Here is a 26,724-nt window from a genome sequence, read left to right on the forward strand (position 1 = left end):
CGCAGTTGGCCCGACGACCCCTTCTGGTTCGCGACGGTGGCGCTCAGCTATCGAGAACCGACGAAAAACTAATGGACGTGAGCAATGGTTGTATCTGCGGCACCTTGCACGACGATCTTCTGGTTGAGGTAAATTGTCTCGCGAAGGAAGTGCGTTTCGATCAGTTGGTGACTGAATCTACCAGGATCCCGGAGCCGCTTCACGCAACAGAGGCCTTCACTTTTGCGGAAGAAGAGTGATAGAGCTTGTCTGACGTCGCCAGGCTTGGCACGATGGTGACGGTCGTCGATGTGTTCAATATTCTACGTGACTACAGTTCGCAGACAGCCTCCATTCTCGTGACGAATCGCTTGGTGACACTAGCGCGGATCGAGCTTTCGAAGTTCGGTCGAGTCTCGCTCGATCGCGCGCTGGATATGACGCTGTTCGATTTCGAGGAGGCAGCGATGGCTCCTGGATGGCTCAAGGAGTTGCGGGGCGAGCATACGCCAGAGACCGAAGAGTACGGAGTTCGGAGCTTTGTCTGGCGTTCTCGTCGGCTAATGCACCCGCAGCGTTTGGGAGTCTTATCAGCGGTGGTCGGTCGGGCGTGGTTCGTTCGAAGGGCTCCTTTGGCTCGCTAGCCGGCCGATGCACGTCGGCTCCTGGTCACGAGCCGGACCTGTCGGCTGACATGGTACTGCTGGCCTTTGGTGGGCAGCCGTGCCACGGGCCCATTGGCCGACCGATGCGGAATCACCGGCGTCCATCGACGAAAGCTGCGACGCGGACGTTGGTGACGCCCGTCAGGAACTCGTGTTGATTGGTGTTGAAATGGACGAGGCGACGATGCGTAATCGGCTTGACGCTTGCTTGCTTTCCGACGCGGAAATGGCCGAAGTGCCGCGGCAATGGATTGCCTACGCGGATCCGTTCCCAGAGCCGCGTGCAGCGCGTGCCGGTGCTAAACGAGGAACCGTGAGAGGCGTCTAACATAGCGCAGTGTGCGCCTGCTTGCTAAACAAGCCCGGCAGACTGGAGAGAAAGGCGATCGTCGCAAGCTCTTGCCGAGGTGGGATAGCAGCGGCGCCGTGAAGGCGATGCGCGCGCGGTAGCGACTTAACTGGGACCCGACGTCGTGGAATTCTGATCGGACCCAACATCTGCAGCGTAAGTCGGAGTGGAAAGTGTATATCGTCGAAAGAAGTGAACAGGGGCGTCCGAGACGCCCCTGATTTTATGTCGACGGACGTTGCCTAATGTTTATGCATTCGCTTGACTTGTGACCATAGTCTGGCGGCTCGGCGTCATCATTGAAACGACGAAAGTGATTGCGACGTTTGCAACAAATGCAATCAGACCGATGTATATTGGCCACGTTGAATCACCGACGTGCAAGGTGTAGACAGGCTTCAGCCCTTGGACTGCTGCGAGAGCTGTGCCTAGTGAAATGCCGACGAACCAGCCGCACATTACACCGGTCGAACTGAGCCTACGCGTAAATAGCGAGAACACGACCGCCGGGAAAATCTGCAAGATCCAAACACCGCCAAGTAGTTGGAGATCAATCGCGAATTTCGTCGGAAGGGCGACGATGAAAAGCAGCGCTCCAAACTTCACCACAAGTGACACGATCTTCGCGGTTGATGCTTCGCTGGTCGCGGACATGTTGGGTGACGCGAGCGGTCGCCAGAGATTGCGCGTGAATAGATTTGCTGCCCCGATCGACATGATCGCGGCGGGAACGAGTGCGCTGATCGCGATTGCTGCCGCGGCGAAGCCCAAGAACCAAGAAGGGAACAAGGTCCCAAACAATGCCGGCACGACGTCGCTAGCAGATTTGACTTGGATACCCGCAGCAATTGCCATATAACCCAGTAGCGCAATGAGCCCAAGCAGTAATGTGTATGCCGGGAGGAAGATGGCGTTCTTTTTCACTGTGTCGGCCGACGCGGACGACAGCACACCGGTCATAGTGTGTGGATACATGAACGCCGCAAGCGCTGATCCAAGTGCCAGTGATGCGTAAGCGGTGAACTGAGACGGCTTTAGAAGGATGCCGGTTTCGCCTCCTTTTGCCTTGAAATGCGCGTCTGCCATGTCGAACACGTGTCCGTAACCGCCGAGCTTCAACGGGATCAAGCATACCGCGGCGATTACGACGATGTAGATCATGATGTCTTTCACGAATGCAATCATCGCTGGCGCTCGAAGGCCACTGGTGTACGTATAGAGCGCAAGAATAAGGAATGCGACGATCAGCGGCAGTTCACCGGTTACCCCGAGTCCCTTGATAACGACCTGCATCCCGATCAGCTGAAGCGCGATATAGGGCATAGTGGCGACGATTCCAGTTAGCGCGATCGCAGCTGGTAGCCATTTCCCGCCGAACTCGCCTTGGACGTAGTCAGCAGCAGTGATATGCCCTTTCGCATGCGCTACTTTCCAGAGCCTCGGCATTACGGCGAAGACGAATGGATAGACGATGATCGTGTAGGGCAGCGCGAAGAATCCGTAAGCGCCGACCGAATAGACGAGCGCTGGCACTGCAATCACCGTGTACGCTGTGTAGAAGTCACCGCCCACAAGGAACCACGAGATGACGGTGCCGAACTGCCTGCCGCCGAGGCCCCATTCGTGCAGTTGGCTTAGGTCGCCACTCTTCCAGCGCGCAGCAAGAAAGCCAATGACCGTGACGAGTGCGAAGAAAGCTATGAAGACGCCCATCGCGATTGGGTTGATTGGGTTCAACGAGCTCATTTGGTTCCCCGGTAGACGATGTATAGCAACAAGGACGTAAGTGGAATCCAGAGCAACTGATACCAGTAGAAGAATGGAAATCCTGCGAACGAAGGTCGGCTCTCGTTGTAGAACGGCAACCACAACAGCGCGGCATAGGGAACCAGCAGGACAACCCAGTGCCAACCGCGAGTGGCTCGGGTGGTGTCCGGATGGGAGTTGTTATTCATCTGTATTGCCTCTTATCCTTTTATGTTTAAAAAGCGGGAAAATTTCTTGCTTGCTATTTATTTCGTCAGGGTTTTCTTTGATGCAAAGTTACGATCACAATCTGACAAATTCCCACATGTTCTACGTAGTTTTACGTAGAATGACAGAGTCGAGAGGTGAGATTTCGGTTATAAATCGCTTCTTTACATGGGATGCAATCATGACGCCGGCATAATATGGCGCAACGGAGATTTTCTATTTAAGTGACGTAGAAAATCTTTTAATGAGGCAATTGATGTTGATATTTGCTAGATGACGCTAGCGAACTGACGAGGGCGGAAATCGGAATTGGTCATCACGCATTGGTGCGTACAGTAGATGTGCGGAATCTGTGGTACGAGGTCACTGACCCGATTTCCGCTGTATGATGAAGTTGCTCGAGGAGCTCGCGAGGTGGGGCTCTTGCGCTCCTCGAGCCTTCTCTACGATGTGCTGGGTTTGCTCGTCTCGACCAGACACTGCACTGGGAGTGACTGGGGCAAAAAACTGATGCCGATGGATGAAATCGCGCGTCTCAAACACCATCAGACGGCGATTTTGCGCGCTCACACGACTATCACTTCGTCGATGGGGCCGCAGCGTGGAACGACGCGTAAGTTGCATCGCCACTTTGTGCTCGTTTCGGTGAAACAGTTCTGGAGCGGTGGCGTGTGGAGTTCGAGGCCGAAGAGTCCTATGCGCGCGCGGCATTTCCCCGGACTGACGGGGGAAGAGATGTAATGAATCCTTAGACGCGCGAGCGAGAGGAGCGCTTACCTCCGGGCGGTCTAGGCAGTTGCGTCGCAGTGACCTACTGTGTGAGTTCGTCTACTCAGATTGACGATCACTATGGCGCTTTTGCCGTTGGCGCTTTGCGCCGCAAGAGTGTGGCGTGCAGGCTTCCGAGCCAATCCGTGTTATCAGAGCCAGCTAACAACCAGAGATCAAAACAAGCGGCTCTTGGATTCCGATTTGATCTGACAAATGTGCAGATGTACTTCCCAAGCATTAGCGAGATTAGCGCCGAGCCAAGCAAGCCAGCCGGTTTGGGGGCGGTTCAGTGACGAAGCAATATGCATGGTATTAGGGGTAAGCGAGTAAGTAATAACCCTGATTATACACGTCGCGTTGCGTAGCAATGTTGACGGCTTTTCATCAGTGCCTCCGTCTATGGACAAAGATCGCTTTCGCGTCCTTTTAGTGAGTCGGCACGAAGTGCCCCGTGAGTCGATACGGAATCATCGGGTACTAATTTCCACCGCGAGAAGTCTGGGGAGTCGACCCCGCAATTCCGGACGCAGCGTCACACTAAGGTTGCTGAATCCCTCGAGCGCCGGAACTCGCGAACGTTGTAGTGCTCGAACGCGATGGCCAGATTGCGTGAAACAGTCGCCACGTCCGGCTTCGGCATGAAGGCGGCGTAATCGTGCTTCATGGTTTTTACGAAGCGCTCGGCCATACCGTTACTTTGCTGGCTAGCACCTGCCACATTTCGAGCCACCCTCACCACCATATCCGCGAAAGCCTCTGAGTTAACTGTCTGCGCGAATTGAAGTGTGTACTCGAACATGCTTTCCGCCGTAGGTATGGCATTCTCCTTCACATACCTTGCACATTTAGGTCTCAGGCATCGCCTGTACGTCTCTCGAATAACTCAGCGTATTGCCATTGATAGTGGCGTTCGACGGGATGACGTTCGGGATGTTGTCGATGATGAATTCCGAGCAGGAATTGACTGTCTGAAAATTCGTGTGTGGGCGCGCGGCGTGGGTGCCGCGTCCTCTGATGCGAATCACGATGTGTCTTCGCAGGTCATGATGCAACCTTTGCGTGTAGCGAATGTTCCTGCGCATGCCAGGGCTACTGTGCACGCGAAGATTGCGTCTACGGGGAAGCGCTCGAACGTCCATCGGCCATCATTGCCATTGCGCCGCGACCGTGTTCCTCGGGACGCTTGAAGAGAAATCGGACCGTACCGTTGAAGTTGCGTCGTTCAGCGAGCAGTCGAGCGGCACCGAGAACGATCGACATGCCCGTCGTGCCCGCATGCATGCATTCTCCCGACGGTCTGCGACGCATATTCGCAACCGGAGTCCTGCTCAGCAATGAGCAGCGCGTCCATATCGGCGCGGAACCCGATAGCCCTCTCTCCACAGCCACCGACTTGTCGACCCAAGTACCCTGGTCAAACTGGCGAACCGTGATTGCACCGTTGCGGATATCGCCATGCTCGTCAAACTGGATCACGCCCGTCACCCCGGCTAGCTTTGAAGCACGCAGCTTCGGTAGGTACACCTTCGGATCTTTCGATCCAGCAGCCTGCATGGCGTCAGCCGTTGCGAGGACCGCGTCGTAGGCGTATGGCGCGTACAACTGTACGGGCACGCCAAAGCGCTGCTGAGAAGAACTCGGGCCCTTGCGGCATCTTTGCGGGCGGTACGCCTGCCAGGGTGCAATAGATGTCGTTGTTCATCGAGGCACCGGCCAGCTTGATGAACTGCGGGGTACATGCTTCATCACCGGCGATGAACTTGACCTTCAAGCCAAGCTTCTGCGCCTGCTGTACGAAAGCTGCGGCTTGGGTGTCACCGCCTGTGAACGCAAATGTTCGCGCACTTCCATAGACCGCCCGGCGCTTGGCCTCCCACATATACGACCGGTGGGGACACACGGGTCATCTACCGAGGAAGTAGGGGCGGCCTTGAACGCCGACGATTTGCCAGCGGGACCCGGCACGCGGAATGCGTGCCGCTTTCTCAGACAAGCTCTTGGGCTGGCTGGCGTTGCAATAGGTTCTCGCAGGCTTCCATGCGAGAGTGGGTCACGGGCGGCTTGCAAGGGCGATACTGTTTGGAACTGCCCGTGGAGAAGATTTTCTTTGCACATCGTAAAGAATTTATCGGTTGCGAGCGAGAGTTTCGCTTGACACACTTAACCAGTGTGACCCCAACCGTACGGCGGTGATGATTTGACTACAGGGGTGATTGAGCGCTGGCATTCGCTTCTAGTGGCAACTTAACTATGGTTATGCAGACTGGTCATTGAGTGTTGCGCGACTTCGTTAGACCGTAAACGTCGTTCGAAGAGCACCCGTCGGACACACGGCCGACCGGTCTGGACACTGGCGGCGCAGGAGGCAGCGCTTATTGAAGCGATCACCGTCACCATTGAAAGCCACAGTCCGCTACATAGGATTCCACGACGCGCTCGCCAGAAGCGACTCGGCGGGTGTGAGAACCGGCTATGTCATCCACTCGCGCGCACTTGTTCATCGTCGCAAGTAGACGCGGGCGCCGCTCACGAATTGAGCGATTTGTTTCATCCACTGACTGCGATCATCAAGAATTCCTCCGTGAAATTCCGCAAGTTTCTTTCGATCATTCAGGTCACTAGCGCCATGACCCTTCCAGGTGTCGCGCACGCTGTCGACCAAGATGCGCTGCTTTCACCTGATAGTGCATTTAAGCTGGAATCTGCAGTAGATAAGACTCACGACGTCGTAGCGCTCCACTTCACGATTGCGCCGGGATACTACCTTTACAGGCAACGCATAACGGCCGAAACAGACGACGGAAAGCCGTTGCTGATTGAGTCACCACCGGGCATCGAGAAAGTTGACCCGAACTTTGGCACGGTTGAGATCTATCATGGTTCCGTCGACGCCAAGGTTGCTGACGCGGTAGGGAGCCGAGTGCGCCTGACTTGGCAGGGCTGCGCAGAAGCTGGCGTATGCTTCCCGCAGCAGACTCGGGAACTCGATGCGACAACCTACCGCCGAGAAAGTGTCGCAGACGGCGCGCCTGAGGCGCGATACGAGATCGCCGATTCGGCACCATCACCATCTCTGAGCGGCGCCGAAAGCTTGCTATCCGCCTTGCACTCGACGATGAATGCATCGGACTCTTCGGTCAACGATGCGCTTCGTCATCTCGGCCCGGCCGTAACATTGACCGTATTCTTTCTGTTGGGCGTCGCTCTCGCGTTCACACCTTGCATGCTGCCAATGCTTCCGATCGCAACTGCGGTCGTTGTCGGGGCAAAGGCGTCGCGCGGTCGAGGCTTCGTGCTCTCGCTTATCTACGTATTGGCGATGGCGACAATGTATGCTGTGGTGGGCGTGGTTGCCGCAATTGCCGGTCGAAATGTCCAAATTCTCCTGCAGCAATGGTGGGTCAACGCGCTGTTCGGAGCGACACTCGTTGGCTTGGCGCTCGCCATGTTTGACGTCTATACGCTTCAACTCCCTGCCATAGTCCGCGAGAAATTGTCATCCAAGTCAGGAAGCACTCGACCGGGAACTGCAGTAGGCGCGGCCATCAGCGGAGTCTTGTCGGCATTGCTGGTTGGGCCCTGCATGACAGCTCCGCTGGCGGGCACGCTCCTATACATAGCCCAGACAGGTAGCCGCGTCTGGGGAGCACTGGTTCTTTTGACACTTGGTGTTGGTCTCGGCGTGCCGTTCCTCATTATTGGTACAGTGGGAACTCGATTCATGCCGCGACCGGGTGCATGGTCGAATCGCGTCAATCGAATCATCGGATTTGCGCTGCTGGCGACGGCCATTGAAATGATGGACCGAGTGTTACCCCCTCAACTTACGTTGTCCGCATGGGGAGCATGGTTGATCGTCATCGCCGCTTCCTTGTTGCGTTTTCTGCCACTTGGTGGTCGCCTCGGAGTTCTTTGCAGGAGCGGAGTCGCGGTTTGTGGTCTTTGGGGCGGTGCCGCACTGATTGGCGCACTGGCAGGTGCGACGAATCTCGTTCAACCGCTCTCCATATTTGCGGCTTCTGCCGCGACTAACACCGTTGCTCACAGCGCAGATCCTCTCGATTTCAAGACGGTAGACAGTCTGAAGGGTCTGGAGGACGCGCTGTCGGAATCACAGCGTGTCGGTCGCATCGCAATGGTCGACTACTCTGCGGACTGGTGTACGACTTGCAAGACAATCGAACGGACAGTGTTTGCCGACCCACGTGCTGAACGCGCAATTCGTGATGTAACGGTGATTCGTGCAGACGTGACGAAATCAAATGCAATGTCGAGAGAATTGCTCTCAACGTTCAACGTCATTGGTCCGCCAACGATTTTATTCTTTTCCCACGATGGAACAGAGTCGAGGAATGACCGACTGGTTGGTGAAATTAGCACTGACCAATTTTTGGCGTCACTTGCAGACGCGGTAAGAACTCAGTCGGGAAGCGCATCGCGAGTGAAAACGGGCGATGTAGGCGACTTACTCAACAAAGGTGGTAGAAAATGAATATTCTTAAGTCCATCCCGTTTGCCGCGGGTGCGACCGCACTCATAGTGCTAGGTTCGGCGGCAATAGTCAGCCGGTTTGCTGCGGCTGAAGATCAAGCGGCAGTTCCCACAGGTCTTCAGAAGCTCGCCGATTCGGCTGGGGTCAAAATTGTGGGACGTATAACGCCCGCGCCAGCAGGCATGAACGGCTGGGCCGCGTACAAAGGGCAGCAGCCTTTGGCTTTCTACAGCACAAACGACGGGAAGTACTTTTTGGCTGGTACGCTTTTCGATGCGCAGGGACATGACGTAACCAAGGGCGCGTTGCTAAAGGTCGTAGGCAATCAGTTGAGCGGAGGGGTCTGGAGCCAGCTCGAGAAGAGTCATTGGATTGGTGAAGGAAATCCGAAAGCGCAGCGAATCATGTACGTTTTCACAGACCCGAACTGTCCATATTGCAGCCGGCTCTGGAGCGACACGCAGCCGTGGGTGAAGTCGGGGAAAGTTCAGATCCGCAACATCATAGTCGGAATTCTGACGCCGACAAGTTACGGAAAGGCGGCCGCGTTACTTTCGTCAAAGAATCCAGAGCAGGCATTTCATGATCATCAGGTAGTCCAGTTTGAGGTGAATCGAACTAGCGGACCGGGTCACATGAAGTCGCTCAACGATAGTGGCATAGCTCCGCTAACAAGCGTGGACGAGAAAACCAAGGCGGAGTTGAACGAGAATCAGCAACTCATGTCCGACCTTGGTGCTGACGCGACGCCTGCACTCTACTGGAAGGACAGCGACGGTGCGCTGAAGTCGACCCTCGGCGAACCGCCGGACTTGGCTTCGATTCTTGGCCCCCAGTAATTTTTTAGACCGACTGCTTGGCATTTAAATGGGGCTGGTCCGGTCGCACGAGGCGCTGACAGAACGCCTCGTGTGCGCCGACCGGCGCGGGGCAGAGAGGATGCCCTGGACCGTGGCTCGTGTGTCCGCGAATCGAATCAGCGCTGAGAAAGAGCGAGACCAGTATCGACTGCGCATAGTGGGCAAACAGGCAGATATCAGTCGACCACTTGAGGGCGGACCAACCACTCCCGGCCCTTGAGCATACCTCGCCAGTAGAGCGCGGGCAGGATGCGCTCCTTGAGCAACCATGCAACGCCCGACGGCTTCTTGCCATCGATGAGCCATGCCGGGAAAGTCGGTGCGACCTTCCCGCCGTAGAGAAACTCGGCGAGCACAATCTTGCCGCGTTCGACAGTGAGGGGGCATGAACCGTAGCCGTCGTAGGCTGCGGTTCCGCGCATTACGCCCAGCGCAGCAAGCATGTTGTGCGCGACGACCGGCGCCTGCTTGCGCGCTGCCGCGGCAGTTTTTGCGTTCGACGTATTGGTGACGTCTCCTAGTCCGAAGATGTTTTTGTAGACCTTGTGCCTCAAGGTCGCCTGATCGACATCGAGCCAGCCGGCACTATCGGCCAGTGGGCTTACACGGATGAAATCGGGTGCTTTCTGGGGTGGTACGACGTGGAGCATGTCGAACGCCGTTTCGATTGTTTCGCTGCCACCGGCCGGAAGTGCACGTGTGAAGGTCGCGCGTCTGGTTTCGCCGTCGACGGCCTTGAGGTCGAAGCCGAAGTTCAGATTGATGCCGTAAGACTCAACGTACTTCATCAGGGCAGGGACATAGTCGGCCACACCGAAAAGCGCCGTGCCAGCATTGAAAAACTCGATGCTGATCTGGTCGAGCAGCCCGTTACGACGCCAGTGATCGGAGGACAAATACATGGCCTTCTGCGGTGCACCCGCGCACTTGATCGGCATGGGCGGCTGGGTGAATACCGCGCGGCCGCCTTTGAGTTGCTGCACTAATTGCCAGGTGTAGGGCGCGAGATCGTACCGATAGTTGGAGGTTACGCCATTGCGCCCGAGCGTCTGCGACAGGCCCTCGATGGCATTCCAGTCCAGCTTCAGGCCGGGACACACGACAAGCTGGTGGTATTTGATGACCCGGCACCCTTCGAGGATTACGGCATTCATAGCCGGCTCGAACGCTGCGACAGCTGCCTTGATCCAACGAACGTTACCTGGTAACACGCTCCCCATGGTCCGTGCCGTCGCTTCCGGACGGAATACGCCAGCCCCCACCATCGTCCAGCCGGGTTGGTAGTAGTGAACGTCGGCGGGGTCGATAATGGTGATTTCCAGATCGGGCGCCCTGGCGAGCAGGCTTGAGGCTGTGGCGACGCCTGCAGCCCCCGCGCCGATGATCACGATATCGTGCTGATCTTCCGATGACGAGCGAGGCGAACCGATGCGCCGCGTGAGCCCGCTGAGATCCACTCCGGCGCGCTTGCCCGCGGCTAGGATCTCGACGACCGAAAGATTCGGAGCGCTGGCCAGCGCCCATAAACTCGCCGAGCGCATGCCGCTGCGGCAGTAAGCGAGCAGGGGGCGTGCAAGTGTGTCGAGATAGTGGCGAAGTCGCTCCACCTCTTGTTCGACTATCTTTTCGGCTTGCACGGGGAGGTAATGGGCCTCAATGCCTACGTGCCGCGCTGCTTGCTCGATTTCGACGAATTTGGGCTGGTCCTCGCCTTCACCGTCGGGGCGGTTACAGATAAGTGATCGAATCCCCATTTCACGCAGCGCTGGCAGATCTGCAATATGGATCTGAGAGGAAACGGCAAAGGTGTCTGTGAGCTTCTTAATTTCCATGGGTGTCTCGCGTGTTTTAGTCAATGTCCGACGCGTCACTCAAAAGACGTTGATCGGGATTCTGACGGATGAAGCGCCATTGATCTGCGGTTCTTGCAGATGGCCGGTAAGCTGTTGAGCTGTTGACTTGTTCCGAAGGCAGGATCGGGACAGGTTCCCCAAGCGCGCCGCCGCGCGTCGCACAGCTGGCGGCGAGTGTGGCTTGTTCGACGCCATCGTTTACGTGGGCATCAAGGGTCGAAGAAAAATACTTTTAAAACTTTATGATCGATTCTGATTATTAATATTTTCAGCAAAGCCGTCTGTCATCGCGGGAACAACATCGCGAAGGTACTCAGCGAATTTTGCCAGATGTTCGATCTTCATCGAGTCCCGATCCCAAACGGCCTCGAATCCTATCATTACGATATCACCGGCTTTATCCCGTATCTGCAGCGCCAGACGACCTTTGCTCGACAGCTTGGACAGCGGCAACATAGCCGCTCCGATCCCAAGTGCTGACCACTGCTCGAGAACTTGATAACTCATCGCCTCACCGGGGTATTCATTGAGCACTCGACGATGCGCTCGAAACAGACTGCGAATGGTCCGTGTAAGGCCACAAGCATCAGGAACCATGACAAAAGTCTCATCTGCGATCTCACTGAATGAGATCTCGTCTTCCTTGCTGAGATTGTCGTCTTGCCTTGATCTTGGTAGATAGAGGAGCTGTTCCCTATAGAGCAGCGTATGCCGACGCGATTCTTTGTGAATCTCCTCGACACCGAACACGAAATCGAGTTCTCCTTCGTCCATCATCTTGTCAAGATCGGCCATGTTCATCTCGCGCAAGATCAACTCGACATGAGGCATCCTCCTATGAAATGGTTCAATCAATACTTTAAGAAGTTGACCGTCAAGAAGGGGAGATATTCCAATTCGAATTACCTGCTTATTGGGTTTCAAGAGCGCTTGGGAATTTTGAATCAGTGCGCGTTGAGCGTTGAGAATTCGATCAATGTCGGGAATTATGCTCTTTCCAAACGCGGTCAAAATCACCTTTCGCGTTGTTCTTACGAACAATCTCTGCCCTAACTCTTCCTCGAGCTGGGCGATGCCGTTTGAGAGAGTTGGCTGCGTGACAGCGCAGGCAGATGCAGCAGCTGTAAAAGATCCCAAGGATGCGACAGCACTTGCAAAATGGAGTTGGCTAAAATTCATCGAGTCATATCTCCATTGTGTCGTATAGCTAAGAAATAGCAAATTTTCCGCAAGTGTGCAATTGATAGTCGAGGAGCATCGGTCGGACGGTATATAGCGCAGTCGATCACCAAAACTTTATTGGGTGCATCGGTCTTGGGTATCTGAATCAATCTACTTGATTTCAAAGTCAAGAGGCCGCTTAGCGCAGCCCCTTGCCACTTACCCGCCCAGTTCTAGTCCTTTTGCTTGCACCGCCAACCTCAATTTCTCGAAATCGATGCAGTTTCGATTGGCCTGGTCATACAATGACCTTGTCCCGTTCTGCAAGTTTCTTCGGAAGGGAGATCAGGACGATTGTCGCAGATATCAACATGCTCCCCGCAATCACGTAAAGGGCTGCTTCGGTGCTTCCTGTTAGATCCTTCACCTTTCCAACGAGATACGGGCTGATCGCGCCCGCAAGGTTGCCAACGGAGTTGATCAGTGCAATGCCTCCCGCCGCCGCTGGCCCGGCGAGACTTTTCGGGGGCAGCGACCAGAAGACCGGGAAACAACCAATGGTCCCAGCGGCCGCCACGGCCAGCGCAATAATCGCGAGGTTAATGTTCGCGCCGAACCAACCTGAGAGCAAGAATCCCACGCTTCCGATCAGTGCTGTGATCCCGAGATGCAGCCGTCGTTCGCCAGTCCGGTCCGAGCTGCGGCCCACGAGGACCATTGCAACACAAGCTACAGAGTAGGGAGTCGCTGCCAGCAGGCCGATTGTCATCTTGCTTGCGACACCTGCCTGCTTGATCAGCTCTGGCAACCAGAAGGTAAATCCCCACAACCCAATCAGGAGAAGAAAAAAGACCGCTGTGAGAAAGAAAATCTCAGGTCGTAGCAGCGCCTTTCCGAAGTGGTGCACACGATCTTTGTCAGCCTCGAGCGCAAGGTTGTTCTCGATGGCCTGGCGTTCTGCCGCCGTAAGCCATGTCGCGTCGGACGGCCGGTCCCTCAGTAGGAGCGCTACTGCTATGCCCAGCAGCACAGTGGGAACTCCTTCGGCCACGAACAGCCACTGCCAACCGGGCAGGCCAGCCACGCCGTCCAAATAGGTGAGGATGTAGCCTGCGATAGGACCACCTATGACTCCAGAAAGGGGAACCGAGGTCAGGAAGAGCGCATTGATCTGCGCCCGCTTTTTCGCCGGGAACCAGAAGGTGAAGTACAGAATGATACCCGGCAGGAAGCCGGCTTCCGTCGCGCCAATCGTGAAGCGAAGGATGTAGAACCACGTCTCATTACGCACGAACATCATACAAGCGGAGGCGATTCCCCATGAGATCATGATGCGTGCGATCCACAGCCTTGCACCAACTCTCTGAAGGATGATGTTGCTGGGGATCTCGAACAGGAAATAGCCGATGAAGAATATCCCAGCACCGAGTCCGTATGCGGCATCGGAGAGCCCGAAGCTGCCCTGCATCTGTAACTTGGCAAAACTGATATTGACACGATCCAGATAAGCGAAGATAAAACATACCACGAGTAAGGGTACGATCCTCCAAGTTACTTTGCGATACGCCGAAGCCTCGATTATCGAGTCGCTGGATAAGTCGACTTCATTTGTTGCGGGTGCCGTCGTCATATTCTGCCTCCTAGCTTATTCGTATTAATTTATAGAGACGTACCCTCACTTGCTTCAAAGCTGACGCCACTGACTACAAAAATATCGATTGCGTTCGTTGGCATGAAAACTGAGGACCAATGCTGGCTAACAGGCGATTCCAGCGACCTCAAAGTCAGCGAATAACGACGTGTGCCGAAGCGATCTCTGAAGGCGGCGCTCTTCTGGAAAAATCGACAACCTTAAATCGAAGTTCCGAATCTATGATTTGTATATCAGGATTGCCAACTGTATGACGAATGCTAGACATCTACATCTGGCTGCAACTTCACGTGTTCTGGCTTCTCGAGGAACTCGGTTGACCGGAGAAGTCGAGCAATGTGATCCCTTGCGGTGGACTGCGCGAGATCACAGCGCGGGCGAAGCTTTCCGGTGATCGAAGGATTTCCACTAGGCTTAACCGGCAACCTCTGCATGCAGACTGAGCGCTCAGTCGGGTATTGAGAACTGCACCTTGTGAGCCAAGCCATCAATGAGGATTGGGCGGAAGTATTTGGCACGAATACGCCAATGCTCCGAATCGCGATCCCAGAGCCGATACGCGTCCTCGTCCGATATGCCTTCCTCGCCTTTGATGTCGGCGGTGATCGCGAAGCTTGCGTTACCCTCTCGCAGTCCAAGGTCAATTCCGGACGCCATGGTGTGGTTTAGACCTTTGACGCGCAACTGACGCAACGCCTGCAACGCCTCCTCGATCTGCTCCTTTGTTACGCCTGGACGCACACGACCAACAGCTACCATGCGAATCATGACTCCTCCTATACGTGTCCCGGCTTCGACGAGGCCGGTATCAGGACCTGTTCGTGAGCCGGCTTCATTATTTCTTGGGCTGCCGTCATTAGGGTGTAGAGGATTTCCGCACACCCAGCGATAGGGAGCCTGTTGGATAAGTTGACCGCGGCGCTGAGAGCGGTGGGCCCACAGCTTCTGCGGACAGCTTGGAAGCAATAGTCGTTACGGGCTCCATCTGAGTCACCGAGACGACACATCCGATGGAGCCAGTCGCCGCTTGGCGCAACTACTTCGCTTCGTAGATCCGGAAGTCCGGGTCTCCGGCCAACAGCGGGCCAAGCTCGGTCACGACGTCGGCGGTAAATAGATCGCTCTGCAGATACGCCTCTGCGTTCTCCGTGGTGTCGAACGTATGCAAGACCTGGACATCCTTTTCGCGTTCGAGGTAGACCTTAGCGGTGGCGCCCCTCACTTGGTCGAGAAACGGCTGCAGGTACTTTCGGTAGACAGCTTCGGCGGCGGCACGGTTGCCGGTCGGGACCTGCATGGTGATTTCAAGATAGGCCATATGGCTTCCTTTTGTTTAGAGAACACCTCAAGGGCAATTCGATGCTATACGGTCGCCGATTGATAGGGAAATTGACATTAAAAATGCGACTTATACGGTTTAACAATGAATCGTCCTGCGGGAACCTAGCGTGGCAATTCGTACAAGCTTGCTGTTATCCTCGGGAGTTGCATCAGGATAAAATAGAGCCGACACGCAGCGCTCCCGCTATGGGCGCGTTCGAACATACCCTTCTACTGGAAGCGAGGAAGGCTACGCCAAATCGTTTAGTTGATCGAGAACTCCAGTTCGATGAGGAGATCTCTCGCTGCTACACGGTCACCCGGTTGCACGTTAACTGCAACGATCTTGCAGTCGCGCTCGGCCGCAATCTGCGTCTCCATCTTCATCGCTTCCATCGCGATTAGCGTACTTCCAGCTGTTACACGCTGGCCAGGATGAACGGCCACTGTCACGATCGAGCCAGGCATAGGTGCGGCGACATGCGACGGGTTCTCTGGATTGGCGACAGCGCGTCCTGTGCTTCGCGACGTCTCCTGTATGACACCGGTACGCTCAATGACCGTAGTGCGCGACTGGCCATTGAGTTCGAACTGGACCTTTGCCTTGCCCTCGTTGATATCGTCGTGCCGGCCCTGAAGTGAAACGAGGAGCGTTTTGCCTGCATCGATATCGATTGCGACCTCTTCCTGCGGCTGGATGCCATAGAAAAAGGCGGGGGTCGGCAACACGGATGTGTCGCTGTACTCTCGTTGGTGCGCATAGAGGTCGGCCGTCTGCGCCGGATACATCAGATACGACGCGAGTTGCCGGTCATCAAGCTCGTGTTCGCATGCGACTTGACCTTTCACCCGAGCCGACTCTAGATCGACTGCTGGTATCTGGTCGCCGGGCCGGTAAGGGGCTGGAGGCTCGCTGCGCAGGACTTTGCGCGAGAGTTCGGCAGGGAAGCCATCTGGCGGAAACCCGAGCTCGCCTTTCAGCAGAGAGACGACCGATTCCGGAAATGCCACGTCCTTCGTCGGATCGCACACGGAGGCAGCGTCAAGGTCATTTACCACCATCATGAGCGCCATGTCGCCTACAACCTTCGAGGTGGGGGTCACCTTGACGATGTCTCCGAACATTTGGTTGACGTCAGCATACGAGCGTGACACTTCTGTCCAGCGGTGTTCGATGCCAAGCGCCCGTGCCTGTTCACGCAGATTCGTGTACTGGCCGCCCGGCATCTCATGGCGATAGACGTCCGCTGTGCCCGCGCGGATATCCGATTCAAACGGTGCGTAAAAACGTCGTACGCCTTCCCAATACATTGAGGCTTCATGCAGCCTCTCGATGTTGAGGCCCGGATCGAATGCGGTGCCGGACAAGGAGGCTGCAATGCTCGAAAGGTTTGGTTGAGAGGTGAGCCCACTCATAGCGTCCAGCGCGCCGTCTACGGCATCACATCCCGCGTGGATAGCGGCAAGCGCCGCCGCAGCCGAAATGCCGCTCGTGTCGTGCGTATGGAAGTGCACCGGCAAGCCGGTCTCTTCCTTAAGCGCCGCTACGAGGGCGGCGGCAGCCCGAGGACGGCAAATGCCGGCCATGTCTTTGATCCCGAGGATATGCACGCCGGCTCGTTGGAGTTCGCGTGCGATACCAACGTAGTACTTCAGGTCGTACTTCGACCGCGTCGAGTCGAACAAATCGCCCGTGTAACAGATTGCGCCTTCGCATAGCGCGCCGCTTTCCCGCACAGCATCGATCGACACCCGCATGTTGCGGACCCAGTTCAGCGAATCGAAAACACGGAATACATCAATGCCTGCGCTCGCCGCCTGCTTGACGAAGAAGCGCACTACATTGTCTGCGTAGTTCGTGTATCCAACAGCGTTCGAGCCGCGCAGCAGCATCTGGAAAAGAATGTTTGGCACCCGTTCTCTCAGTTGCGAGAGGCGTTGCCAAGGGTCCTCCTTAAGAAAGCGCAGCGCTACATCGAAAGTCGCGCCGCCCCAACATTCCATGGAGAAGAGTTGGGGAAGTTCGCGTGCATAGAACGGAGCGATCGGCAACATATCCGCCGTGCGCATGCGCGTGGCAAAGAGCGACTGGTGCGCGTCGCGCATCGTTGTGTCGGTCAAGAGGACTTGCTTTTGCTCGAGCATCCACTGCGCAAACTTCTCAGCCCCCAGTTCACGAAGACGATCTCGCGTACCTGTGGGTACGGGCATGGAGGTATCCATGTCCGGTGATATCGGCGTGGAAAGCGGTAAAGCTGGTAACGCGCGGCCTCGCATCTCGGGGTGTCCGTTGACGCTCGTCTCGGCAAGGTAGCGCAACAGCTTCGTTGCGCGGTCCCGGCGCTTCCCAAAGGCAAGCAGCTCGGGGGTGCGGTCAATGAATCGGGTCGTCAGCTCTCCAGGGCCGAACGCCGGATGGTTGATGACGTTTTCAAGGAACTGCAGGTTCGAGGCGACGCCACGTATGCGAAATTCGCGAAGGGCGCGATCCATCCTTCGAATTGACTCGGCGGCTGTGGGCGCCCACGTGGTCACCTTGACGAGAAGCGAGTCGTAGTACGGAGTTATCTCTGCGCCGCCATACGCAGTACCTGCGTCGAGCCGCACCCCGAATCCCGATGCACTACGGTAGGCGGTCAGCTTCCCATAGTCGGGCAAGAATCCGTTGTCGGGGTCTTCCGTCGTGATCCGACATTGCAGCGCATGACCGTTCAGCGGGATCTCCGCTTGGGTCGGTACGCCCGTCGACTGACAAGCTGACGTGTCATCTCCATCTACGCAATCATCCGCGAGCCCGATCTGCCGGCCTTCTGTAATCCGGATCTGCGCCTTGACAATGTCGACGCCGGTGATCATCTCGGTGACGGTGTGTTCAACCTGAATTCGCGGGTTTACCTCGATGAAATAGAACGCGCCAGAGTCTGCGTCCATCAAGAACTCCACTGTGCCCGCGTGCGTGTATCCAACCGCTCTCATCAGGCTCAGTGCGGCCTCGCACAGCGTCTTACGCCCAGAATGGTCTAGGTATGGTGCCGGCGCTCTTTCGACAACCTTTTGATTGCGGCGTTGCACCGTGCAGTCACGCTCATAGAGATGCACCAAATTCCCGTGCAGATCGCCGAGCACTTGCACTTCCACATGACGCGCATTGCGGACGAGCTTCTCGACATAGACTTCATCGTTGCCGAATGCTGCAAGCGCTTCCCGCCGAGCAGCAGAGAGAGCAGGCTCGAGATCGCGTTCGCTTTCGAGCACCCGCATCCCGCGACCGCCGCCACCCCAACTCGCCTTCAGCATCAGTGGATAGCCGATTTCAGCGGCTATGCGTTTGCATGGTTCGATTTCATGCGGAAGCGGGTCGCTCGCCGGCATCACCGGCACGCCTGCTGCGGTTGCGGCGTTACGTGCGGCGACCTTGTTGCCAAGCATGCGCATAACAGCCGGTGAAGGTCCGACCCAGTGGATTCCAGCCGCGATGACGGCTTCCGCGAAGTCAGGATTCTCGGAGAGAAATCCGTATCCCGGGTGGATTGCGTCCACCTTCGCCTGCTTTGCTATGCGCAGGATGCCGTCAATATCAAGGTAAGCGGCAAGGGGCTTCTTACCCTCTCCAACGAGATAACTTTCATCCGCTTTGAATCGATGAAGTGCGAGTCGGTCTTCCTTTGAGTAGATCGCAACTGTCCGTATGTCCATTTCCGATGCTGCACGCATCACGCGTATGGAGATTTCTGATCGGTTGGCAACCAAAAGGGATTTAATGGGGAATGATTTCATGCTTTACTAGTGACTCTTAGTGAGACTTTGGTCTAGTCTCACGGAAAGCTTAGTCAATCGTCGGTAGAAAAATCCGCCGCGATCGCCTCACTTTCGAATTGGAAGAGATGTGCGCTCAGAAGTGGGTAGAGTCGCGGTTGATGGTGCGACTCAAGGAACGTCTTTGGACAGCGTATGCCAATCCATCCAGTCCCAATTCGATGATCCTAAGGTCCACGCCCAATTTCCCCGCAGAGGAGCCGGCGTTGTCCTATTCGCGCCCATCGGTGCCGACGAGTTTGGCTCTCGCCCTGGCAAATTCATATCGGCGGCTTTTTCTGCGGGCACCCGCGATGTCGCTTGCTGTTCCACTGCTAAAGTCTCCAAAAGGGGGATGATTGGAACGTGGTAGCTCAATTTCCTCAGCAAAAAGCCGGCGAAACTGCATCTAGCGCTCTTGTACCTATATACCCGACGTGGGCCGACATCATTTGTGAATAAAAGGATAAAGTGCTGGTCGTAAATTTGGATTAACTACGGTGTATTCTTAGGATAATGACACTTGCTGTGCGACGAAGGTCGCGTTCGACCTTCTGCAAAGCGGGGCGAAATACGTTCGCTTCAGATGGGGGCAGAGTGACGGTGTGTATTCGCCCGCGGGGATTGCAGCGGCATTGGCGGACGCTAGCCACGCTTTACATCCAAGCATGGCTTGTTTCTTTGACGTTCAGGGCGCCGTCGATAGGAGATTTTGTCAGACTATCCGCATCATTGACGAAACGGCACGGGCAGTGCGCTTACCGAAGGCGCAGGCGTTAAAGCGCTGTTTGATTCGCAGGCGCCATCATTGATCTTGTTGACCTGCTATATCGACCACCGCTCGAATCAGCTCAGCCGTCAAGTGAGCGAACGGGTGGACACTTCTTTCGATCAGAGTGACGACACGCGTGATGCCGTTCAGAGGCACGACGTGAAGTGAGGGATCTTGGTCCAATCTTGTCCCGCAAATTAGCGGCAGTACGGTTACGCCCAAGCCAAAGCGTACCGCTGATAGCACCGCAATCTGAGAATCGAGTTCCCACGCAGGTTGTGTCACTACGTCGTTGCGCACGAGGAACTGGTCAATCGCCCGGCCTACCCACGTGTTTCGGTCGAGTGCTAGATATGGCTCGTTGCTTAATGCGTCGGAAAAAGAACTGTACTGCATTGACGCCGGCTGGATAAGGGCAACTGGGTCAGTGTACAGGTGATGAACTGAAAAGCTTTCGTCGAGTGGACCGGGTGGCTTGTTGACCACGGCGGCATCGAGCAATCCGGCCTCAACTTTGCTAACGAGGCTTTGTGAATTGCCAATCTCGATCTTTATCTGTAGACGTGGGTGGTCTGTTTTAAGTCGGAGAAGGACCGCCGGAAAGATTCCGGTTAGCACCGAATTTACGACGCCGATGGATATCCGACCTTGCAGTGACTCGGTGTTTGAGAGTAAGAGCATCTCCTCATAGTCTGCCAACATTTTTTCTGCTAGCGGAACTAGGCGAACACCGGCAGACGAGAGGATCAGAGATCGCTTGGTGCGAACAAACAAGGTTGCGCCTAGTTGCTCTTCGAGAAGCTTAAATTGCGAACTGATCGCCGCTGAAGAAAGATTGACCTCTTGGGCCGCAGCCGCGATGGTGCCCAGTCGTTGGAAAGCGAGAAAGGCGCGCAAAGCTCTAAGAATCATTTTCTGGTGTGAAGTGACGAGAATTCTGGTGACCCACAGGATGACATAGCTGGAAGCCACCAGCATCGGATTTTCTTTACCTCAGGTAAGAAAACTTCAGCTTTACACCGTCATGGTGGCTCCCTAGGATGGCCACATGCGCTGCGGTCGTATCTCGGAGGCGAAATGGGACTTGATCGCAAGTGCAGGGCTCTGCCACCTGCCAGGGACTCGCGCAACGGAAGTGGTTGCAGCAGATCTATCAGTTGAAGTTTGGCCGTCGGGTACTTGGCAGGCTCGTGGAAGGCCGCAGTGCGAAAGAATTGATTTGACGGATGTATGCACAATGTGACCCAAGTGGGACAGAGAAGGCGTCGTCCTGTGAGCCAGACGATCGTAACGTGCCCGCTGCTGTCATCAGCGACTGCTAACTGGGGTAAGTGACATTTTTTGCCTCACGTCTCCCACAGATGTGCAGAAGTGAAGAGGTTGGAAATTTTGTGACCAGACATTAAGAGATTAAATAGGAGTCCGATATGAAGGTGACGGATGTCGAAACGCTTATATGTGACGCTGGCTGGAGAAACTACTACTTCGTGAAGCTCTCAACCGATGCTGGCATCGTGGGATGGAGCGAGTATGACGAAGGTTTTGGATCTCCGGGCGTTACGGGCGTTATCGATCAATTAAAAAATCGCCTGATTGGACTGGATGTGAATGCTCATGAGCGTTTTTTTCAGCTTGCAAGCTGTCTTACACGTCCTGCTCCCGGTAGCGTAATCGGACAGGCCATCGGCACGTTGGAGAACGCGCTACTCGATGCGAAGGCCAAGGGGCTCAATGTACCTTGTTACGAGCTTCTAGGAGGGAAAGTGCGTGATAGTGCGCCGATCTATTGGTCACATTGCCCGACATGGCGAATCAACCATCCGACTTTCTACCCTCCAGCGGTGAAAGATCTGGAGGGCGTCCGGCAAACCGGCGCGGAAGCGCGTGAGCGCGGGTTCAAAGCGGTGAAGACGAATTTGTTCATTCACGACGAGGGCGACGCTTATGCCTGGCGTCCCGGGTTTGCAGTGCCGTTTAAACCCGAGCTGACGGTGGACAAGAAGTTGATCCGGAATATCCGCAACCATCTTGAGGCGTTGCGCGACGGAGTAGGGCCAGATGTCGAGATTCTCATCGACTTCAACTTCAATGCGAAACCGGACGGATTGCTGAAGATTCTGCGTGAGCTCAGTGACTTTGATCTGTACTGGACAGAAATCGACTTGCACAATCCCGAAGCTCTTGCCTACGTCAGGTCGCACAGCCCGCACCCTGTCAGTTCGTGCGAGACCCTGATTGGTATGCGGAATTTCTTGCCTTACTTCCAAAACCAGGCAGTCGATGTAGCGATCGTCGACGCTGTGTGGAACGGCGTTTTTCAAGCCACCAAGATTGCTGCTGTCGCGGATGCGTATGATGTGAATGTCGCTCCGCACAACTTCTACGGTGACCTTTGTTCCTTTATGAATCTGCATTTCGCCGCCGTGGTGCCCAATCTGCAAATCATGGAGATTGATGTGGACCGGCTGCCTTGGGAAGGTGAACTGTTCACGCACGCTCCGGAATTCAAAAACGGGCAGGTCGTTATCCCGGATCGACCCGGCTGGGGAACAGACCCGATTGAAGAAGTTATCCGTGCTCGGCCGCCGAAGGTAGCCGGTGGCTTGCTGCAGTACAAGAAAAGCTGATTGACAACTCCTTGGGTGGCTCTGTGCACATCGTAATTCCGGAAAGCATCCTTCCGAGCGCTATTCAGCAACTCGAGACAGCGCATTCGGTCCATTATGACCCCAACCTCGTGAACAAGCCTGACGAGCTGATACGCGCGGCGAAAGAAGCAGATGCATTGATCGTAAGACGCCTGACTCAGGTCAGAGGCGAGCTATTGGATGGAATGCCCCGATGCAAAGTAGTTGGCAGGCTTGGGGTTGGACTTGACAATATCGACACGGCCACATGTTCATCGCGTGGTATCAAGGTGATTCCGGCGCTGGGTGCAAATGCCCTCAGTGTCGCGGAGTACGTGCTTGCTGCGGCAATGACACTCGTGCGAGGTGTATTTCATTCGACCGGCGAAATGGTTGAAGGCCAGTGGCCGAAAGAGCGCTTGAACCTTGGGCGCGAAGTCGCTGGGAAAACCATCGGAGTTGTCGGTTTTGGAAGCGTCGGTCGCGTAACGGCGCAATTGGCCGAGGCGGTGGGTATGAAGGTGGTCGTCTTCGATGTGAGCAATTCGCGCGCGGACGAAAGTCGTTATGAGCGTCTATCGCTTGCCGCACTACTGGAATGCAGCGACATTGTGACGCTACATGTCCCGTTGACTGACCAAACGCGATCGTTGATCAACAGCGAGCGAATCAACAAGATGAAGCGCGGTGCGATCCTCATCAATGCGGCGCGCGGAGGCATCGTCGATGACGATGCGATGATAGAAGCACTCCGAAGCGGACAGCTTGGAGGCGCCGCTGTTGATGCGTTCGAGAACGAGCCACTCGCTGTCAGTCCGCAGTATCGCGGTTTGACGAATCTCATCCTGACGCCCCACGTTGCTGGAGTCACTCACGAATCCGAGCTTCGCGTGACTGAACTTGTGGTCGCACGGGTTTTGGATGCCTTGCGCGAGAGCGCTTGAAGCGCCCCATTTCAAAAAGAGTCGTGCTCCAGACAAGGGGCGCCACCGCTTTACCTGTCTTTGGGTTCGAAATTGCGTGAGGAGGAAAAGGGCAGGCGATCTAGCGAGAAGCGAAGACGGAGATCGAACGGACCATCTCGGCCGACTGACGGCCACAACTCGCAATTAAATGCAGAAGCCCAAGCAAGGTCGCAAAGACGAATCGGACAGCGGGCACACCTCGCAGGTGTTGCGTTGAAGCTTCCGCGTTGAGGGAGGCTCAACGCAACCGGGGCCCATGAGTTTAGGCGGATGCCTGGAAGGAGACAAACAATGGTGCAAAAGTCGGCGCGCGTGAAGCGCACACAACGAATTGCAGTCGTCATCCTTACGATAGCAGGAGCAATCAACTTTTTAGATCGAAGCACTCTCGCGATCGCGAATCATGCGGTCCGGACTGAACTGGGCCTTTCTGCGACACAGATGGGCATGCTTCTGTCTGCATTCCTTTTCGCCTATTCGTTTTCGCAGATCCCCGTCGGAGCACTTATTGACCGACTTGGATGCCGTGTAATGGTCGGCTTCGGGATGCTGCTATGGTCCTTAGCTCAGTTCTCGGGGGGCTTGGCCGGCTCGATGGAGTTCATGTTGGGCGCCCGTATTGTGTTGGGAGTGACAGAAACTCCGCTGTTTCCTTCGGCTCCAAAAATCGTCAGTGATTGGTTCCCCCTCAAGGAGCGAGGCCGTCCCCAGGGAATCTTCCAGACTTGCTCGACGATAGGACCGGCAATAGCCCCACCTCTTTTATCGGGATTGATGGTTGGATTTGGCTGGCGCGGAATGTTTATGACCATGGGGGGGCTAGGGGCGGTCGTCGCTATACTTTGGTACGTGCTTTACCGAAACCGAGACGAAGTCGAGCTTACACCCGAAGAAGTGAGTTACCTGGAGCAGGGGGAAGCTCATCAGAGTAGGCCCAAGTCAATCTCGTTCGCAGCTTGGCGTAGCTTGGCGTTGTCGCGCACGACAATCGGGATGACTTTGGGGTTCATCGGTGTCGTCTATATGTCATGGCTGTATCTTGGATGGTTGCCAGCTTACGTCGAGCAGCGGTTCAATCTGACGATAGCTCAGGCCGGCTGGATTCTATCGGTCCCTTATGTTTTCGCGACGATAGCGACGTTTTCGAGCGGCTTTATTGTCGACTGGCTCGCGAGGCGTGGTGTCAGCACGATAAATAGTAGAAAATTGCCGATCTGTGTCGGCTTAATCTCGGCATCAGTATTTACCGTAGGTGTGGCGTTCGCCAACAGCGTGACATCAATCACGATTCTTCTGTCAATCGTCTTCGCCTTCCTGTATACCGCGGCGGGTGCTGCATGGATGCTCGTAGCCGTTGCCGCGCCGCGTCACCTCGTCGGCTCGCTTGGAAGCATAATGGCCTGCGGTGCTTTTCTGGGCGGTGCCTTCGCACCTCTCATTACGGGCATCGTGGTGGATCAGACGCACTCGTTCGTCGGTGCTTTTCTCAGCGCCGCGGTTGTTGCAAGCAGTGCAACGCTTGTTTATGTGTTCGTGGTCCGAGCACCGATTACAGTTTCAGAAGCGACCATCGAAGGCACACCTGATCTCGTTGTCCCGCACTAGTTTTGGGTTGTCGGCGATTGGAGGTGCAGTAGTTGAAAGAAAGGGCGGCCGAAAACGCCGCCCGAATTTGTGATCGTCCGCCGTTCGAACGTTTAAGCTCACCGTGCGCAGTGAGTTTTTTAGGAAAGCAGGCTTCGCAAGTTGCAAGACGCGTCAACGAAGATGATGTGCCTTGCCAACAGAGACTCAACTTCGGCCCGTACTATTGGATGTAGAACTTTGCAAACTAACGAAATCAGATCATGGCGGAATCGTTAAATCTACCCAGTGCACGAGATCTCGGCTCTGCGCCAGTGACGTTCTCTCACAAAGAGATTGTGCGCGTGATGTTGGGCGTGGTGATATGCATCCTACTGGCCGCGCTTGACCAGACTGCTGTCATTCCTGCAATCCCGGCGATCGCACACGACTTGGACGCCTTCGGCCAACTATCGTGGATTGTCGCTGCGTATCTGATTACGTCCACTGTCAGTACGCCCGTGTATGCAAAGCTTTCCGATATATATGGTCGACGGCTGCTCTTACTGACATGCATCGTCGCGTTCGTCATCACCTCCGTGCTTTGTGGCACGGCACAGTCGCTTACGCAACTTATCTGGTTTCGAGCACTTCAAGGTTTGGGAGGTGGTGGACTAACGGCCCTTACACAAGCTGCTATCGCGGATGTGGTCACACCCCGTGAGCGCGGGCGCTATCAGGGCTACATCTCCGCCGTCTGGGCTACGGCTTCATTGAGCGGTCCGGTGCTGGGTGGACTGGTAGCGCAGCATATTTCATGGCGTTGGATTTTCTGGATTAATCTACCCCTAGGGCTTCTCGCGGTGTTCGTGTGCCAAAGCGGAATGCGCCGACTCACGGCACCAGATAGGGAAGGGCGTCCCAAGCTCGATCTTGTGGGCATGGTATTGCTTTCAGGGGCTCTATCTCTCTCGTTACTGGCTCTCGGTTGGGGCGGAAGCGTGTACGCGTGGGGGTCCATTCAAATACTGGGTCTCGTCGGTGCCAGCATTGTTCTGATGATCTTGCTTGTGCTGCAGGAACTCCGCGCTCACGATCCTCTTCTGCCACCGCAGATTTTCAAAAGCTCGAGTTTCGTTGGCAGCATCTCGGTTTCAACGCTGGCATCCGTGCTCGTATTCCTTTGCCTTTTTTCCATTCCCCTGTACTTCCAGTTCGCTCGTGGCGCTAGTGCTGGACAGTCCGGTATCTACGTCGCTCCTTATATGCTCGCGAGTGCACTTGGGAACATCACGGGAAGTAAGTGGGGACACCGCTTCGGTACGATGCGTGGTGCTATGCGAATAGCATCGACGCTAAGCATCTTCGGTTTGCTCGCTCTTGCTTTCCTTCCTTTGACCGCACCGGTGTGGTGTGTCGTTGGCGGAATGGTCGTCACAGGCTTCGGGGTGGGCGTTTGTCTGATTGGCTCGATGACGAGCGCTCAAAACGCTTTACGGACGTCAGACATCGGCTCAGGCACGGGTGCATTGCTAGTTCTGCGCTCGGTCGGCGGGGCAAGTGGATCGACTTTGGCAGGAGCGCTCATCGTGTCTGGTGTGGGTGATTTGGCACAAGCTGCGACCCGTGGGGCGAGAGTTGCGTCGCAAGCCGCACAAAGTGCAGCGGGTCACGTGATCGCGGATTCGGGCGCGGGAATCGCATCGGCCTCGAGTGGAATTGGGCATGGCTTTCACCTTGTTTATATTACTGGCGCTATCTTTGCAACCGTGCTCTTCCTGGTGACATTGAAAATGCCAAACACTCCTCTGCGCAGCTCGGCTCATTCTGTACCGGTCTTGGACTAGCAACGGAGGCTCGGGGGCGGTGAACCGTTCAAGGCTGGCGGACAGAAGCATTATCAGATGCTCTGTAGCGGGGACGTCAT

General features: G+C 55.6%; 15 protein-coding genes and 3 pseudogenes. 7 read left to right on the top strand and 11 right to left on the bottom strand.

Annotated elements, in window-relative coordinates; genetic code table 11:
* Positions 1 to 23: 23 nt before the first annotated feature.
* A pseudogene (locus tag VSR72_RS12525) lies at positions 24 to 972 on the top strand (GTP-binding protein); the annotation flags it as partial.
* A 270-nt stretch (positions 973 to 1,242) separates the two neighbouring features.
* On the opposite strand, the gene VSR72_RS12530 reads toward VSR72_RS12525, so the two are convergent.
* The 4 genes and pseudogenes from VSR72_RS12530 to VSR72_RS12545 all read right to left on the bottom strand — a co-directional run.
* Positions 1,243 to 2,739, bottom strand: a complete 1,497-nt coding sequence (locus VSR72_RS12530; RefSeq protein ID WP_342952677.1) for a sodium:solute symporter — start codon at positions 2,737 to 2,739, stop codon at positions 1,243 to 1,245.
* Positions 2,736 to 2,948 carry a DUF3311 domain-containing protein gene (locus tag VSR72_RS12535; protein WP_342952678.1) on the bottom strand — a complete coding sequence of 71 codons (213 nt, stop codon included), beginning with the start codon at positions 2,946 to 2,948 and terminating at the stop codon, positions 2,736 to 2,738. Before VSR72_RS12535 ends, VSR72_RS12530 begins: the two co-directional genes overlap by 4 nt.
* Positions 2,949 to 4,315: 1,367 nt before the next feature.
* A pseudogene (locus VSR72_RS12540) lies at positions 4,316 to 4,444 on the bottom strand (integrase core domain-containing protein); the annotation flags it as partial.
* Positions 4,445 to 5,124: 680 nt separating this feature from the next.
* A pseudogene (locus VSR72_RS12545) lies at positions 5,125 to 5,569 on the bottom strand (ABC transporter substrate-binding protein); the annotation flags it as partial.
* Positions 5,570 to 6,319: 750 nt separating this feature from the next.
* Here VSR72_RS12545 and dsbD point away from each other — a divergent pair.
* Both dsbD and dsbG read left to right on the top strand, forming a co-directional pair.
* Positions 6,320 to 8,230 (top strand): protein-disulfide reductase DsbD, encoded by a 1,911-nt coding sequence (gene dsbD / locus VSR72_RS12550; protein WP_342952679.1) that lies wholly within the window; start codon positions 6,320 to 6,322, stop codon positions 8,228 to 8,230.
* On the top strand, positions 8,227 to 9,069 hold the full coding sequence (dsbG, locus tag VSR72_RS12555) for a thiol:disulfide interchange protein DsbG (protein WP_342952680.1): 843 nt from the start codon (positions 8,227 to 8,229) through the stop codon (positions 9,067 to 9,069). The genes dsbD and dsbG overlap by 4 nt, the downstream gene beginning before the upstream one ends.
* Positions 9,070 to 9,266: 197 nt before the next feature.
* Here dsbG and VSR72_RS12560 read toward each other — a convergent pair whose 3' ends face one another.
* From VSR72_RS12560 to VSR72_RS12590, 7 genes are all read right to left on the bottom strand, one after another.
* Positions 9,267 to 10,922 (bottom strand): TIGR01244 family sulfur transferase, encoded by a 1,656-nt coding sequence (locus tag VSR72_RS12560; protein WP_342952681.1) that lies wholly within the window; start codon positions 10,920 to 10,922, stop codon positions 9,267 to 9,269.
* Between the two features lie 261 nt (positions 10,923 to 11,183).
* Positions 11,184 to 12,122, bottom strand: a complete 939-nt coding sequence (locus VSR72_RS12565) for a LysR family transcriptional regulator (protein ID WP_342952682.1) — start codon at positions 12,120 to 12,122, stop codon at positions 11,184 to 11,186.
* Between the two features lie 280 nt (positions 12,123 to 12,402).
* A complete protein-coding gene (locus VSR72_RS12570) occupies positions 12,403 to 13,734 on the bottom strand; it encodes an MFS transporter (protein WP_342952683.1) in 1,332 nt (443 codons plus the stop codon).
* A 468-nt stretch (positions 13,735 to 14,202) separates the two neighbouring features.
* Positions 14,203 to 14,523 (bottom strand): hypothetical protein, encoded by a 321-nt coding sequence (locus tag VSR72_RS12575; RefSeq protein WP_342952684.1) that lies wholly within the window; start codon positions 14,521 to 14,523, stop codon positions 14,203 to 14,205.
* A gap of 268 nt (positions 14,524 to 14,791) precedes the next feature.
* Positions 14,792 to 15,073 (bottom strand): hypothetical protein, encoded by a 282-nt coding sequence (locus tag VSR72_RS12580; protein WP_342952685.1) that lies wholly within the window; start codon positions 15,071 to 15,073, stop codon positions 14,792 to 14,794.
* A gap of 266 nt (positions 15,074 to 15,339) precedes the next feature.
* Complete coding sequence (locus VSR72_RS12585) at positions 15,340 to 18,852, bottom strand: pyruvate carboxylase (RefSeq protein ID WP_342952686.1); 3,513 nt, start codon at positions 18,850 to 18,852, stop codon at positions 15,340 to 15,342.
* Positions 18,853 to 19,675: 823 nt separating this feature from the next.
* Entirely contained in the window at positions 19,676 to 20,620 is a 945-nt protein-coding gene (locus VSR72_RS12590; protein ID WP_342952687.1) for a LysR substrate-binding domain-containing protein, read from the bottom strand.
* 449 nt (positions 20,621 to 21,069) lie between these two features.
* Between VSR72_RS12590 and VSR72_RS12595 the strand changes: the two genes are divergently transcribed.
* From VSR72_RS12595 to VSR72_RS12610, 4 genes are all read left to right on the top strand, one after another.
* Positions 21,070 to 22,269 carry a mandelate racemase/muconate lactonizing enzyme family protein gene (locus VSR72_RS12595; protein WP_342952688.1) on the top strand — a complete coding sequence of 400 codons (1,200 nt, stop codon included), beginning with the start codon at positions 21,070 to 21,072 and terminating at the stop codon, positions 22,267 to 22,269.
* Between the two features lie 23 nt (positions 22,270 to 22,292).
* The gene (locus tag VSR72_RS12600) at positions 22,293 to 23,213 is read left to right on the top strand and encodes a hydroxyacid dehydrogenase (protein ID WP_342952689.1); all 921 of its coding nucleotides are present in this window, start codon (positions 22,293 to 22,295) and stop codon (positions 23,211 to 23,213) included.
* A 312-nt stretch (positions 23,214 to 23,525) separates the two neighbouring features.
* On the top strand, positions 23,526 to 24,839 hold the full coding sequence (locus VSR72_RS12605) for an MFS transporter (protein WP_342952690.1): 1,314 nt from the start codon (positions 23,526 to 23,528) through the stop codon (positions 24,837 to 24,839).
* Positions 24,840 to 25,081: 242 nt separating this feature from the next.
* Positions 25,082 to 26,644, top strand: coding sequence for an MFS transporter (locus tag VSR72_RS12610; RefSeq protein WP_342952691.1), 1,563 nt, complete (start codon positions 25,082 to 25,084; stop codon positions 26,642 to 26,644).
* Positions 26,645 to 26,724: the final 80 nt, after the last annotated feature.

The organism is Paraburkholderia sp. JHI869, from assembly GCF_038900775.1.
Classification (GTDB): domain Bacteria; phylum Pseudomonadota; class Gammaproteobacteria; order Burkholderiales; family Burkholderiaceae; genus Paraburkholderia.

Coding starts and splice junctions, on each gene's coding strand:
- VSR72_RS12530 (WP_342952677.1), bottom strand. CDS start 2,739: ATGAGCTCGTTGAACCCAATCAACCCAATCGCGATGGGCGTCTTCATA.
- VSR72_RS12535 (WP_342952678.1), bottom strand. CDS start 2,948: ATGAATAACAACTCCCATCCGGACACCACCCGAGCCACTCGCGGTTGG.
- dsbG (WP_342952680.1), top strand. CDS start 8,227: ATGAATATTCTTAAGTCCATCCCGTTTGCCGCGGGTGCGACCGCACTC.
- VSR72_RS12560 (WP_342952681.1), bottom strand. CDS start 10,922: ATGGAAATTAAGAAGCTCACAGACACCTTTGCCGTTTCCTCTCAGATC.
- VSR72_RS12565 (WP_342952682.1), bottom strand. CDS start 12,122: ATGAATTTTAGCCAACTCCATTTTGCAAGTGCTGTCGCATCCTTGGGA.
- VSR72_RS12570 (WP_342952683.1), bottom strand. CDS start 13,734: ATGACGACGGCACCCGCAACAAATGAAGTCGACTTATCCAGCGACTCG.
- VSR72_RS12575 (WP_342952684.1), bottom strand. CDS start 14,523: ATGATTCGCATGGTAGCTGTTGGTCGTGTGCGTCCAGGCGTAACAAAG.
- VSR72_RS12580 (WP_342952685.1), bottom strand. CDS start 15,073: ATGGCCTATCTTGAAATCACCATGCAGGTCCCGACCGGCAACCGTGCC.
- VSR72_RS12585 (WP_342952686.1), bottom strand. CDS start 18,852: ATGAAATCATTCCCCATTAAATCCCTTTTGGTTGCCAACCGATCAGAA.
- VSR72_RS12590 (WP_342952687.1), bottom strand. CDS start 20,620: ATGCTGGTGGCTTCCAGCTATGTCATCCTGTGGGTCACCAGAATTCTC.
- VSR72_RS12595 (WP_342952688.1), top strand. CDS start 21,070: ATGAAGGTGACGGATGTCGAAACGCTTATATGTGACGCTGGCTGGAGA.
- VSR72_RS12605 (WP_342952690.1), top strand. CDS start 23,526: ATGGTGCAAAAGTCGGCGCGCGTGAAGCGCACACAACGAATTGCAGTC.
- VSR72_RS12610 (WP_342952691.1), top strand. CDS start 25,082: ATGGCGGAATCGTTAAATCTACCCAGTGCACGAGATCTCGGCTCTGCG.